This is a genomic window from Paenibacillus sp. FSL H7-0442 (assembly GCF_038593105.1).
Classification (GTDB): domain Bacteria; phylum Bacillota; class Bacilli; order Paenibacillales; family Paenibacillaceae; genus Paenibacillus; species Paenibacillus polymyxa_D.
The window spans coordinates 5,172,433-5,185,086 of sequence record NZ_CP151963.1 but is presented as its reverse complement, the minus strand read 5'-3'; the positions used below and the strand labels follow the sequence as shown (position 1 = coordinate 5,185,086).

General features: G+C 39.8%; 13 protein-coding genes and 1 pseudogene. 12 read left to right on the top strand and 2 right to left on the bottom strand.

Going from position 1 to position 12,654, the window contains the following annotated elements; genetic code table 11:
- Nucleotides 1–19 precede the first annotated feature (19 nt).
- The 3 genes from flgL to csrA all read left to right on the top strand — a co-directional run bounded on the left by flgL (nt 20) and on the right by csrA (nt 1,698).
- A complete protein-coding gene (flgL, locus tag MHH57_RS22890) occupies nt 20–928 on the top strand; it encodes a flagellar hook-associated protein FlgL (protein WP_342434568.1) in 909 nt (302 codons plus the stop codon).
- A gap of 78 nt (nt 929–1,006) precedes the next feature.
- Nucleotides 1,007–1,456 (top strand): flagellar assembly protein FliW, encoded by a 450-nt coding sequence (gene fliW / locus MHH57_RS22885; RefSeq protein ID WP_342434567.1) that lies wholly within the window; start codon nt 1,007–1,009, stop codon nt 1,454–1,456.
- Nucleotides 1,456–1,698 (top strand): carbon storage regulator CsrA, encoded by a 243-nt coding sequence (csrA, locus tag MHH57_RS22880; protein WP_342434566.1) that lies wholly within the window; start codon nt 1,456–1,458, stop codon nt 1,696–1,698. Before fliW ends, csrA begins: the two co-directional genes overlap by 1 nt.
- Before the next feature lie 75 nt (nt 1,699–1,773).
- On the opposite strand, the pseudogene MHH57_RS22875 reads toward csrA, so the two are convergent.
- Nucleotides 1,774–2,515 (bottom strand): annotated as a pseudogene (locus MHH57_RS22875) (HTH domain-containing protein).
- Nucleotides 2,516–2,678: 163 nt separating this feature from the next.
- Complete coding sequence (locus tag MHH57_RS22870) at nt 2,679–4,082, bottom strand: carboxypeptidase-like regulatory domain-containing protein (protein ID WP_342434565.1); 1,404 nt, start codon at nt 4,080–4,082, stop codon at nt 2,679–2,681.
- 273 nt (nt 4,083–4,355) lie between these two features.
- Between MHH57_RS22870 and MHH57_RS22865 the strand changes: the two genes are divergently transcribed.
- The 9 genes from MHH57_RS22865 (at nt 4,356) to pseG (ending at nt 12,651) form a co-directional block, all read left to right on the top strand.
- Nucleotides 4,356–5,123 carry a flagellin gene (locus MHH57_RS22865; protein ID WP_342434564.1) on the top strand — a complete coding sequence of 256 codons (768 nt, stop codon included), beginning with the start codon at nt 4,356–4,358 and terminating at the stop codon, nt 5,121–5,123.
- A gap of 178 nt (nt 5,124–5,301) precedes the next feature.
- Nucleotides 5,302–5,646, top strand: coding sequence for a flagellar protein FlaG (locus MHH57_RS22860; protein ID WP_342434563.1), 345 nt, complete (start codon nt 5,302–5,304; stop codon nt 5,644–5,646).
- A 12-nt stretch (nt 5,647–5,658) separates the two neighbouring features.
- Nucleotides 5,659–7,182 carry a flagellar filament capping protein FliD gene (gene fliD, locus MHH57_RS22855; protein ID WP_342434562.1) on the top strand — a complete coding sequence of 508 codons (1,524 nt, stop codon included), beginning with the start codon at nt 5,659–5,661 and terminating at the stop codon, nt 7,180–7,182.
- 17 nt (nt 7,183–7,199) lie between these two features.
- Complete coding sequence (fliS, locus tag MHH57_RS22850; RefSeq protein ID WP_342434561.1) at nt 7,200–7,583, top strand: flagellar export chaperone FliS; 384 nt, start codon at nt 7,200–7,202, stop codon at nt 7,581–7,583.
- 77 nt (nt 7,584–7,660) lie between these two features.
- Complete coding sequence (locus MHH57_RS22845) at nt 7,661–7,927, top strand: hypothetical protein (protein ID WP_342434560.1); 267 nt, start codon at nt 7,661–7,663, stop codon at nt 7,925–7,927.
- A 115-nt stretch (nt 7,928–8,042) separates the two neighbouring features.
- Entirely contained in the window at nt 8,043–9,833 is a 1,791-nt protein-coding gene (locus MHH57_RS22840; protein ID WP_342435186.1) for a 6-hydroxymethylpterin diphosphokinase MptE-like protein, read from the top strand.
- Nucleotides 9,834–9,854: 21 nt separating this feature from the next.
- Complete coding sequence (locus tag MHH57_RS22835; RefSeq protein ID WP_342434559.1) at nt 9,855–10,850, top strand: UDP-N-acetylglucosamine 4,6-dehydratase family protein; 996 nt, start codon at nt 9,855–9,857, stop codon at nt 10,848–10,850.
- Nucleotides 10,851–10,876: 26 nt separating this feature from the next.
- Nucleotides 10,877–11,611: a glycosyltransferase family protein gene (locus tag MHH57_RS22830; protein ID WP_342434558.1), complete on the top strand. Its 735-nt coding sequence runs from the start codon at nt 10,877–10,879 to the stop codon at nt 11,609–11,611.
- Nucleotides 11,608–12,651: a UDP-2,4-diacetamido-2,4,6-trideoxy-beta-L-altropyranose hydrolase gene (gene pseG, locus MHH57_RS22825; RefSeq protein ID WP_342434557.1), complete on the top strand. Its 1,044-nt coding sequence runs from the start codon at nt 11,608–11,610 to the stop codon at nt 12,649–12,651. The genes MHH57_RS22830 and pseG overlap by 4 nt, the downstream gene beginning before the upstream one ends.
- The last annotated feature ends 3 nt before the right edge of the window (nt 12,652–12,654 follow it).

Sequence of the window (12,654 nt, the reverse complement as noted above, 5' to 3'; positions counted from 1 at the left end):
AATTAGTAGGAGGTAGAGTATGGCGATTCGAGTAACCTCGGGGATGATGAGCATGCAGACGCTCAATAACCTGAATCGTAACTACAGTAGTATGAGTAAAATGGAAAATCAAATCACAACCGGACGTAAGCTCAATAAACCTTCAGACGATCCTGTAGGTGTAACCTATGCCCTTCGCTATAGATCTGAGCTAGCCTCTAATGAGCAATACTCCAGCAGTGCAGATGCAGCCGTGAGTTGGTTGGATTTTACGGATTCAACTATGCAGCAAGCTGGAGATGTGATGAAACGTCTAAAAGAGTTGACAGTTCAAGCCTCAAGTGGTACTGTTCCTCAATCTGGATTGGATGCCATTAAACTGGAGGTGGACCAGCTTAAGGAACAAATGACGAATATTGGGAATAGCCAAATCCGTGGTAAGTATATTTTTAATGGTCAAAAGTATGATCAGGCACCTTATGAGCTTACGAGTACCATTACTAGTTATGACCAAATTGACCCAGATCAAGGTGCTGTAAATTATGCAATAGGAGATCAGTCCACATTTCGGGTCAATACTAGTGGAAGTGAATTTTTTGGAGCTTCAACGGAAGCTGATAATGTTTTCAAAATTATGGATAATTTGAGTGCAGCTTTGACTAGTGGAAACCAAACGATGATATCAAGTCAACTCACAGGTATCGAATCACGTTATACCAAAATGCAATCCAGCTTATCAGAAGTTGGAGCGCGTACCAATCGCGTTGAGCTAGTGCAATCGCGCCTGGATGATCGGAATTTAAATTTAACAAATTTGCAATCTAAAACAGAGGATGCGGATATAGCAAGCCTAATGATTCAAGCGACCTCCGCTCAGACTATATATGAAGCTGCTTTGAAATCATCGGCTCAGATTATGCAGCCATCTCTTATGGATTTTATGAGATAAGATTTCGTTTTCTTTGACATTTTGAAGCTATGGACCAAGGTCTGTAGCTTTTTTGTTACTATTCTAGGAGGATGAGATATGAACCAAAAGCATGTAATAAATGAAAAAGAACAATATAAGGAAGAATTGATTTTTACTTTCCCGAAAGGCATACCTGGTTTTGAGCATTTACGTGATTTTAAGCTACAGGAACATAACGAGTTGTTCAGTATTTTTAGTGCTGTAGAAGAGGACGGAATCTCCTTTATAACAATCAATCCTTTCGATTTTGTACATGATTACGAGTTTGAGCTGTCTAATGATGCTCTTGCAGATATTGATGTAACAGCCCGAGAGCAAATTGCAGTTCGTTGTATTGTAACCTGGCACAGTAATAGAGATAAAATAACGGTCAACTTAATTGCCCCTATCATTTTTAATATGGAAAATTTAAAAGGTAAGCAGATCATTCTGCAAAATTCGGAATATACGACCAGACATGCATTGTGGTCAGATTTAGAATTGGAAGAGCAAGGCGGTGAAGCGTAATGTTGGTATTATCGCGCAAGAAAGGCGAGTCTGTCGTAATTCAGAATAATATTGTTCTAACGGTGCTTTCCGTTGAAGGAGATAACATTAAGATTGGAATATCTGCCCCAAAGGATATAGATATTTATCGTAAAGAGATTTTCGACGCAATCCAGGATAATAACCAGAGTGCAGCAATGGATCTTAAAACGCTTCAAACTGCAATATTGGAAATGGGAAAGGACAGTAACCGCATCGAGTGAAGTCTTTCTTTTTCTATATAGAAAAGCTGACCCAAGCGTAAACTGTACCCTATGTAAAAGACCAATTAAAAAAGACTAAATTGCTTGCAGGAGATGATCTCTGTATTGTACAGGGGTCATCCTTTTTAAGTTCCATTGATATCTGTAATAGTTGTAGTAGGGCATGTACGACTTGAATTGTCGTTTAACTTCTTCCAGAGAGGGTCCGATGTCCTTGAGTCGTCTTCAGCATTCGCTTGTATGGATTGGCTCTTCGGAAAGGACAGACCATGCCATATTTTTTCATGATCCTCCGTATTCTTTTCAGATTGTAAACCACCTGAAATTGTCCCTCTAAAATCATCTTGATGGAACGGGCCCCTCGCTTGCGTTTTTTGAAGTGGAATGCCTTGGTTATCAAGCCTCCGTTCTGCCAGACGAATCTCTTTTAACAGCTCGTTCTCAGCCTTCAATAGATAGATTTGTGCTTCAAGTCTTGCATTCTTTTCTTCCAAGCTGATCTCCCATTGCAGCGGTCTCCCCGAATGCTTACCTCTCGCATCCTGCAAACCTAGGGCACCTTGTTCCCTGTAAGAGGATCTCCACCTTTCCCCAGAAGATTCAATCCGCGCTTCATTTCGACGATCTGGACGTTAAATCCACAGTCTTTGAAAATATCTCTTGGCAGTTTGCCTTGTTGATTAGATATGATAAAGAGCTGTTTAAACTCTTTGGTATACGTAATTCCTTTAGAAGATACAGATTTCACATATGGGTTTGCGGAAAGCTGTTTTATTTCTTCTACTGTGAACATTTTATTACTCATAGGTATCCCCATCCCTGTCTTTTTCATAGTATACATAAAAAACACCCCATAGAGAGACCTTTTTGAAGTGTCTACTCTATAGGGTACAGTTTAAGCGAGGGCCAGCTTTTTTTGTTTTATTTTATATTCTGATGAAACTAGAAGAATTTTAATGATTTTCAATCTGTGTACTAAATTATCTTATTTGGTAAGCGAAATGATAGAGACTGCTAATATCTGAGTTAAGTAGTTTACCGCTACTGTAAAAGTCGATTGGGATAATATCAAAATAATGCGTGCTGACGCCGTTATAGAAAGAATACTTCCCTGCAGCCGAGGTCAAACCACTTACTGGGATCGTAAAGTATCCTTGTTCGCTGGTTGTTCCGCTTGCTGTAAATACCTTATTGTTTATTGTCACAATAATTCTTGTGGTGACAATAGCATTTGCTACAGGACTGCCTTGGGCATCAAAAGCTCTGCCGCTAATGGTGATGTTATTTTTTATTCTCCATTTTTGGCCGTAACCGTAGTTCATAAAACCGTATACTCCACCGTCTGTTGTAATGTTGGAGGTTATCACCCGTGCAACATCAGCATTTTGATAACTTACTGTCAAAGTATACGGAGTGGTGAGATCGAACTTGGATGGTGCAATAACACGGATATAATATTCCCCTGCGGATAACTTTATTTGTGCGGTTGTGTTCTGGCTAAGATATCCGAGACTTGTTAAATTAGCGTCATATAGGTCCAGTCGGTATTCGCCGTAAGCTGAGGTGTTGTTGAGGTTGAGACGGACGGTGCTATCAGAGGGGACTTTAATCTTACTCCAATCCTCATCAAGGATATTGTCGATCGTTTGGCTACTGCTAAAGGTGGCTGATCCCCTATCTTTAGCAAACCTAGGATTGTCATCTGGTTCACTACTGTCATAGCTGTCGGATTGAATAGAGTGAACGGTAAAGGGCTGAGTTATATCAAATCCCTTATATGATTGGACAAGTATGAAATAATAGCCAGTCCCTGCAACATAGCTGGCTTGTTCATATTGACCAGCTCCCTTTGTCGAATATGAGACTTTGTTTAGCGTTCCTGTGCTTTCATCAAGCTTGTATAGATGAAGATCGTAATCGGTTGTTGTGGATGCCCCTGGATTTAGAAATACAGTCAGCTTATTGGGAGTCTCAACACGTGTGAAAAACCAGCGGCTTTCACCCTCCGCAGTAATATAACCCTGTGCGGAATTACCTGATTTAATAAAGATTGCTCCATCGGGTGTAGTGTTATAAACATCATATGTGACTGCGGAGACGGAAAATTTATTGTTAGACGAAGTATCTGGTAATGTATTTAACTTTGGAGATTTTAAAATGATGTCCTCTTTAGTGATTGAAAGTGATTTGGATCGGATTAGCGTTGAATGTAGATCGCTTAAAAGTGTGTTTGAGCCTTTCTTAACCATGGAATTTAGAAATTGTGCTGGCAATTGAATAGGTTTGGCTTGAGAAGAACCCGCAAGCGCCGGATTAAAAGATGCTGAGAACCAACCTATCGTAAGAACCAAAACGGATAGCAAACGAATAGTTTTCCGAAGCATAATTGAAACACTCCCTAATTAGTATATTTTTTACCACAAGCTTAATATAAGCTAGAGTTCAATATAGTCAATTATTGGTTTAAATTAAATTATTTACGTTTGTCATGTTGTTTTCCAAAATAGATTTTTTGAAAATTTTGAAATGCTATAAACAATACAGTGGCAGGTGTCGATATATAATTTAGAGCGGTAATTCTTCAGGGCGGCCGACCTGTGAAGACGCTCATACCACAAGGACGTGGGAATTAAACCATTTCAGGGAGGAAATTTAAAATGATTATCAACCACAATATTCCTGCATTAAACACTCACCGTAACATGGGTATGAATAATGCTGCAGCAAGCAAAAACATGGAGAAGCTGTCTTCCGGTCTGCGTATCAACCGTGCTGCTGATGACGCTGCTGGTCTCTCTATCTCCGAAAAAATGCGCGGACAAATCCGTGGTTTGGAACAATCCCAACGTAACGTTCAAGACGGTATTTCTTTTGCACAAACTGCTGAGGGTGCAATGAACGAAGTATCCTCCATGCTTTCTCGTATGAAAGAATTGAACGTTCAAAAGCTGAACGGAACATATTCTTCCAGCGATAAGAGCAATATCAACATGGAGCTTAACGCACTGGGATCGCAAATCGACAGCATTATGAAAAACACAACATTCAACGGAATCAAAATCACTTCAAACGTGAAAGTACAAGCAGACGATAAAGCTTTTACAATTACAGTTAGTGGTGTTGCCACAACAGGATTCACTGGTCTGAAATCCACTTCTACGTTGACAAACGTAAGTGACGCTATTGAAAAAGTGGCTACACAACGTGCTAAACTGGGTGCTGTTCAAAACCGTTTGGAGTACACTTCCAACAACTTGGGCACTACAGTTGAGAACCTGACAGCTTCCGAATCCCGTATTCGTGATACTGACATGGCAAAAGAAATGGTTACTTTGTCCAAAAACAACATCTTGCTGCAAGCTTCCCAATCCATGCTGGCACAAGCAAACTCTGCGCCACAAGGCGTACTGTCCCTGCTTCGTTAAGATTTTGGGAAGTAAGCGAATTATTAAAGGCTCTGCATTTTGCAGAGCCTTTTTTGTTTTTTTATATGGTTTTTCATAAATATTCTAAATCATTAACCGATATATAGAGTAGGACATCCGATAGGAATAGAAGAGATACAGTGTACGGCATACCATTTTATGAGCGAGGGGTTATGTTATGGAACCGTTGATACCAGCCAATGCAGGAGGTATAGTACCGATTCATCTTTCTGCCGGGAAAAAGGAGGAGACGGCTGTTGATCCAGCCCAATCTGTAATTCCTGTAAAAGCACAGCAAACACACGAGCAAACCATTCAGCAATTGCAAAAAGCAATTGATGCAATTCAAGGTCCGCAAAAAATGTTTGAAATATCTGTACACGAAAAAACCCATGCCATTATGATTAAAGTTTTAAACAAGGAAACGGGAGACCTCATCCGTGAGGTTCCGCCAGAAAAAATCTTGGATTTGGCAGCGAGAATGATGGAAATTACTGGGATTATTGTTGATAAAAAGGTATAGGGAGGAACGTTCATGGTAACAAGAATAAGTGGTTTGGCATCTGGTATGGATATAGATTCTATGGTTAAAAAGTTGATGACAGCTGAGAGCGCTCCGCTCGACAAGCTGAATCAACAGAAACAGTTAATGGAATGGAAGCGTGAAAACTATCGAGAGACCAGTGTGAAACTGGTTAGTTTTACGCAAGATAAACTGTCTAAACTTAGCTTGAGTAGTGCAATCAGTGCCCAAAAGGCGAATATTACCGGAAATACGAGTGCAGTTAGTGCGAAAGTATCTTCGTCGGCCAGTGGAGTATTGGATGTAAAAGTGACCTCGCTGGCAACAGCATCAAGCGCTACTTCTTCTGCAGCTATTGAACTCAATGGTTCTGCTTCTGCACCGACCGATTGGGGAACTGTTAAGCTACAGGATATTAAAGATTCGGGAATTTCAGGAACCACTCCAATAACAGTCAAAATTGGTTCAGGAGCTTCGGAAGCATCCATAGAAATAGATCCTGTCAATGAAACGATTGATTCCTTTGTCCAAAAAATTAATTCAAATAAGCAAGCTGGTGTGAGTGCGATCTATGACTCTGCCACAGGTAAAATTTCTCTAACAAGTAAAACGACTGGAGACAAAGATATTGGGCTTAATGGAGCAGTATTTTCTGCTTTAAAGCTGGGGAGTACCATTACAGGCGGCGAAGACGCTAAACTTACTGTAAATGGTTTGGATATCACAAGATCCTCCAATACCTTCACGATGAATGGTGTCGAACTTACACTTAATAATGCCAGTGGCAGTACTTCTACACGCATTGAAGTGGCCAAAGATACGGATAAGCTGGTTGAAACGGTTCAGGGGTTTGTTGATGCGTACAACGATGTTCTCTCTACGTTGAATAACAAAGTTAGTGAAGAACGATATAAAAAATATGCACCTTTAACAACTGCCCAAAAAAAGGACATGAGTGATGATGAAGTTAAACAATGGACTGATAAAGCTAAAAGTGGAATGCTTAAAAATGATAGTATTTTGCAGAGCGCAGCAGCGGATATGCGTAGTGCAATGACTCAGGGAGTTAAAATGGACGACGGTACAACAATTAGTCTTGCCCAGCTCGGTATAACAACAGGTACGTATCAGACAAAAGGGAAACTTATTTTAGATACAGATAAGCTGAAAGCTGCTTTAGATAAAGATCCTGATATTGTGACCAACTTTTTCGGCAAGCAGGATTCTGCTACAGCACTAAGTAATAAATATACAGATCAAGACGGGATTTTTGCACGTATGAAAAAAATATCCAATACTGCGCTGCAAAAGTTAGCTGACAAGGCAGGAACCTCAAAAGTAAGCACTGATCTTAGTGCTTCATTCGTTATCAGCAGCACGATGGGAACAGAGTTAACGAGTATTGACAGAAGAATAACTGATATGACAGCCCGATTGAATATGATTGAAACGAACTACTACAAAAAATTCACAACTATGGAGACGGCAATTAATAGATATAATAGCACTTCTTCTAGTTTGTCCAGCTTTAGATAAATAAGGAGGTCATACATTTGATTCAATCCCCTTACCAGAAGTATCAGCAGGCTCAAGCACAGACTGCCTCCAAGCCTAAACTTCTGATTATGCTGTATGATGGGGCAATTCGATTTACCCGAGCTGGTGTAGACGGGATTTTAGATAAAGATTTTGAGAAGGCAAGCTACAATCTATGTAAATCACAAGCTATTATCCATGAATTAATATCCGCCTTGAATTTTGATTATCCAATTTCACAGGATTTATTAAGGATTTACGAATATATGTTGCATTGTCTGATTGAGTCTAACGTTCATAAAGATGTGTCTAAGGCCCGGGAAGTAGAGGAGCACTTAACGGATCTTCGTGAGGCTTGGATGGAAGTGAGCAAACTTCCAAGCTCGGTCACAGGCAGCTGATGGACAGTAACAGTATGCAAGCCCTTATTCAAGCATTAAAAGAAATGACAATAGAGACGACTAAACGGCTCTCAATCATGGAAGAGGAAGAGTTAGTTATTTTTGTAGATCGTCGACAGGAAATTGTGCATGCAATGGAAAAATATCGTGCTTATCTTACTGAGGAAGACAAACAAGAAATTGGATTCATCTTAGATATGGATGGGCCGATATTGAAGCGTATGAATAAGTTGAAAGATGAAGCGGGGAGTTGGATGGAGAAAAAAGGTAATATTCGAATTCAACAAAATGCTTACCAGCGTGTTTATTCAGTTGACAGTCTTTTTATAGACCACCGGAAGTAAATGGTATTATAATCTCTCTCAGGAATTACTGGGAGGGATTTTTTTTGTTTGAAGGTTCACTCCTTCATGTTACAGTCCGATATACTAATTAAGAAGAATCATTATGAATGGTGGTATGGTCTTGACAATTTTATCATTAAATCTGACTGCTATACAGAATCGTTTTCCGCAGGTTGCTAGTACAATACTCTCACTTGAACCAACGGGGGTCAAGGACCACAAGACTTATAATGAACCAATAGAAAAAGATCATATTTGGCTGGAGGCGGTTCAGCAATCGGTAGAAAATATAGAATGTGTCTTTGTTTATGGATTTGGGCAGGGGCTTGGTATTGCTGACATCCTTGAAATGTACCCTGACCGGTTGCTTTTTGTATATGAGCCGGATGAATATCAGTTTCTAAACTCCATTAACAGTTATGATATGCGGAGTCTTTTAGAACACCCCAATTTGTACTGGCTGGCTATTGGCGATTCGCAATTGAATTCACTATTTTATATGGCTTCTGTCCATATGCAGCGTGAACTGGCTTTCGTAGCGCTTCGTCATTATCTTGAGGTTGAGATGGATGTATTACGTGATGTTAAAGAAAAGTTGGAAGAATATAATCACACCTATGAATCAAATCAGCGCACGCATCATCTTTTTCGACAGGACTGGATTCGTAACAGTATGTATCAGATGGCAGGAATGTTATCCTCACCCTCTATTGATGATTTGAAATTTTCTTTTCCCGGTAGTACGGCGTTTATTATTGCATCGGGGCCATCGCTTCAGCAAGATATTGAGTGGGTTAGGCGAGTGCAACCTCATGCGCTTGTTATAGCAGCAGGATCTAGTATTCAAGCACTGGTTAAAGAGGGGATACAGCCACATTTAGCGGTCACGCTGGATGGTGGTATTATCAATGATAGGGTGTTTTCTCAGCCTGGGACGCTGGAAGCACCACTATTATATGGGTCTACCTCTTATTTTGGGATTACAGATCGCAAGCAGAAAGACACCGTTCATTTCGTATTGAGCAATGATCATATTTCGCAGTATTATTTAGGAATTGATCGTACACAGATTGCTATAACGGCAACACCGACAGTCGTAGGCTCAGCTATACAGGCGGCTGTATGGTTGGGAGCTCGGCGTGTCGTACTGATGGGACAGGATTTGTCATTCCCAGGTAATAAGTTCTATGCCGATGGAGTAGGACATATTGAAGCATCCCACAATGCATCCATCGTGGAGAAGGCACCACAACAGGTATTGAACGTGCACGGTGGATATAATGCAACGAACGAAAGCTTCTTGTTTATGAAAGACGCACTAGAGAATCTGTTTGCTGCCTTATCCAGTGTTGAATTCATTAATACGACTCGTAATGGGGCTGCGCTAGAGGGAACCGTTTGGAAGCCGATTGAAGAAGTATATAATATGATTGCCGAGGAACATATTGAGCACGATGCAATAGCCAATATACAACGTAATCAGCCCTTTATTATAAATAGAAATCGTATCGAAGAGGTTAGAGGGAAGATACAGTATACGCTCAATGATTTTTCTCAATTCAGGGAAGAATTGAAAGTCATGTTGAAAACGATTGGGAATATTAGAGGATGGAGCCGAATGAAGCCGCTGAAATGCCATAATGCGATTGTTGAAATTGAACAACGTTGGACCAGCATTGTAAGTAGAGATTGGTTTGTTCCTATTATAGAAACCATACTCCCACTGGAAATTGGTTTGTTTGACCAGCAACAACCTTTGATCGCTATAGAGCAAAATCTTTCGCGTAAAGCCGATATGATACACGAACACCTAGGAAAGCTAGCGAATGAGATAGTGGATAAAATTCCGATGCTTGAAGAGTTGTTTGTAGAATCGATTCGTAGAATAGACCATATAAAGAGTTAAAGGACAAGGGACGTGTTCAACATGCAGAAGGAAACCTACAAAGGGACGAAGATATTAATCACAGGTGGAACGGGGACAATAGGGCGCCAACTGGTACAGAGACTTTTGAAAGACGAGCCGAGTGTAATTCGTATTTTCAGCCGTGATGAGCATAAGCAGTATGAAATGAATATCGATTTTCAGGCTCATTCTAATCAATTGCGTTATCTGATTGGTGATGTGAGGGATCAACAAAGATTAATGAGGGCAATGGAGGATATTGATTATGTTTTCCATTTAGCCGCAATGAAGCACGTGCCTTCGTGTGAGTATAATCCGTTTGAGGCTGTACAAACCAATGTAATAGGAACACAAAATGTCATTCAGGCTGCACTGGAGAATGGAGTGAAAAAGGTTCTTTTCACAAGTACGGATAAGGCCATTTCTCCGACCAACACTTATGGCGCGACTAAATTAACCGCGGAGCGCCTGATTTCGGCTTCTGAATATCAAAAGGGTTCTAAGTCTACTGTATTTTCTTCGGTTCGGTTCGGAAACGTGATGGGTTCTCGTGGTTCCGTTATCCCGTTATTTAAAAAACAAATTTTAGAAAATGGTGCAATTACCATTACCGATCCAGAGATGTTGAGATATATGATGACTCCTTCGCAAGCGATTGAGTTGATCCTGCAGGCTAATGAGGCAGCCCAGGGTGGTGAGGTATTTGTCCTGAAGATGCCAGTTGTGCGAATTGCCGATCTGGCGGAAGCACTTATAGAGACGGTTTCGGAGAAATACAAGCTAAGTGATAAAGTAGCTATTAAATATATCGGTCTCCGTCCTGGAGAAAAACGTTATGAGGAATTAATGACTATCGATGAACAGCTAGTTGCGTTAGAATCGGAAAATATGTTTATCATTCCACCTGCTTTTCAAGGGGAAAATCAATCTATAAATAAAGAGATTACTGAGTTAGAGATGAATCCCATTAATAAAGCGGTTGTTGTTGATTGGTTATATGATGAAAGTCTTATATAAAAATACAACAGAAAGTATGGGAACTTATGAATATTGTAGCGATCATTCAAGCTAGAATGGGATCTACTCGCCTACCAGGGAAAGTTAGCCTGGATTTGCTGGGTGTAACAGTACTTGAGCGGGTTGTAGAAAGAATAAAGAAAGTAAAACAAATTAATAAAATTGTAGTGGCAACTACTGACTTAACGGCAGATGAAACAATAGTAAATCTGGCTCATAAAGCAGAGGTTGAAGTATATCGTGGTAGTGAAAGTGATGTTTTAAAACGCTACTATGAAGCGGCTGTCACATATAATGCGGATGTGATCATCCGCATTACTTCAGATTGTCCTGTTATAGATCCTGTGATTATTGATGAGCTAATCAAAAATTATATTATGGGCTCTTATGACTATGTCAGCAATACAATTGAACGTTCTTACCCAAGAGGATTGGATGCAGAAGTGTTTTCTTTTGCTTCTCTAGAAAAAGCACATCTGGAGGCGAAGAGTACGGAGCAAAGAGAGCATGTGACACCCTATATTTACCAAAACCTAGATCAATTCTCTTTGCTAAGCGTTACTTATCCGAAAGACTACTCTAATTATCGCTGGACTTTGGACACAACTGAAGATTGGGAGCTAATTCAGCAGATATATACCTATTTCAAGGATAGGGACAGCTTTGATTGGCAGGATATTGTGGAACTAATGGAGACTCGTCCAGAAATTGCCCTTATTAACTCGCATGTGGAGCAGAAGAAGCTCAAGGGGGAAGAATGAAATTTTTGATTAGAGCGGATGCCTCTGTTGCAATCGGTACAGGACATGTGATGCGTTGTTTAGCCTTAGCGAAATCACTGATAATCTCAGGAAGAGAAGTGGTTTTTGTCTTTCAACAAATGCCTGATCACTTAGTTGAGAAAATTAAACAGATTGGTTGCATTCCGTTCTATTTAAACAGCAAATTTCCGGTAGGGTCAATTGAGGATGCTGTGTATGTAAGCTCAAAAGTCAATAATGCTTTTCAGAATGGTTTTGATTGGATGATTATTGATCATTATCAAATCAGTGATATATGGGAAAAAGAAATGTCTCGGACTGCTAAGAAACTTTTAGTAATTGATGATTTAGCTAATCGAGCACACATTTGCAATATCCTTTTAGACCAAAATTTATATGAAATTTCTGATTCAAGATATAATGAATTAACGAATAATGCAAAACAATTGATAGGACCAAGTTATGCTTTGTTAAGAGATGAATTCCATCAGGAACGTCAGAAAGTTAAAACAAGAAGCGACACCATTCGACGGGTATTGGTCACTTTTGGAGGGACTGATCCTACTAATGAGACGCTGAAGTCTCTGTATGCGTTAGATAAAGAAGGGTTACTGGATAGTAATCTGGATTTTGATATACTAGTCGGTCAATCATATGCTCATCTCAATGAATTGAGAAAGATTGTTGATTCAAAAAAAAGGTTGAGTCTGCATATTCAATCCAATTCTGTTGCAGCTATTATGAATAAAGCTGATTTAGCCATTTGCTCTGGGGGGACTTTGACTTGGGAACGATATTGTATGGGCCTTCCGGGTTTGGTTATAGCGGTTGCTGAAAATCAGATTCATAATGCTATTATGGGAGAAAAGTTAGGGATAGACAGATTCTTGGGTTTCCACTCCGATGTTCACGATCTTGATATTGTTAACAATTTAAAGGATTATGAAGGTGACTTAAAGAACGATAGCTTAACAGCGTTTAATATTGTTGACGGCAGAGGAGTAGAGAAAGTAATTAAAAACTTGGAGTATACTATTTAAATA

Excerpts from the sequence above, each read along its gene's own strand:
- flgL (WP_342434568.1), top strand. The coding sequence starts at position 20 with ATGGCGATTCGAGTAACCTCGGGGATGATGAGCATGCAGACGCTCAAT.
- fliW (WP_342434567.1), top strand. The coding sequence starts at position 1,007 with ATGAACCAAAAGCATGTAATAAATGAAAAAGAACAATATAAGGAAGAA.
- csrA (WP_342434566.1), top strand. The coding sequence starts at position 1,456 with ATGTTGGTATTATCGCGCAAGAAAGGCGAGTCTGTCGTAATTCAGAAT.
- MHH57_RS22870 (WP_342434565.1), bottom strand. The coding sequence starts at position 4,082 with ATGCTTCGGAAAACTATTCGTTTGCTATCCGTTTTGGTTCTTACGATA.
- MHH57_RS22865 (WP_342434564.1), top strand. The coding sequence starts at position 4,356 with ATGATTATCAACCACAATATTCCTGCATTAAACACTCACCGTAACATG.
- MHH57_RS22860 (WP_342434563.1), top strand. The coding sequence starts at position 5,302 with ATGGAACCGTTGATACCAGCCAATGCAGGAGGTATAGTACCGATTCAT.
- fliD (WP_342434562.1), top strand. The coding sequence starts at position 5,659 with ATGGTAACAAGAATAAGTGGTTTGGCATCTGGTATGGATATAGATTCT.
- MHH57_RS22845 (WP_342434560.1), top strand. The coding sequence starts at position 7,661 with ATGGAAGAGGAAGAGTTAGTTATTTTTGTAGATCGTCGACAGGAAATT.
- MHH57_RS22840 (WP_342435186.1), top strand. The coding sequence starts at position 8,043 with ATGGTCTTGACAATTTTATCATTAAATCTGACTGCTATACAGAATCGT.
- MHH57_RS22835 (WP_342434559.1), top strand. The coding sequence starts at position 9,855 with ATGCAGAAGGAAACCTACAAAGGGACGAAGATATTAATCACAGGTGGA.
- MHH57_RS22830 (WP_342434558.1), top strand. The coding sequence starts at position 10,877 with ATGAATATTGTAGCGATCATTCAAGCTAGAATGGGATCTACTCGCCTA.
- pseG (WP_342434557.1), top strand. The coding sequence starts at position 11,608 with ATGAAATTTTTGATTAGAGCGGATGCCTCTGTTGCAATCGGTACAGGA.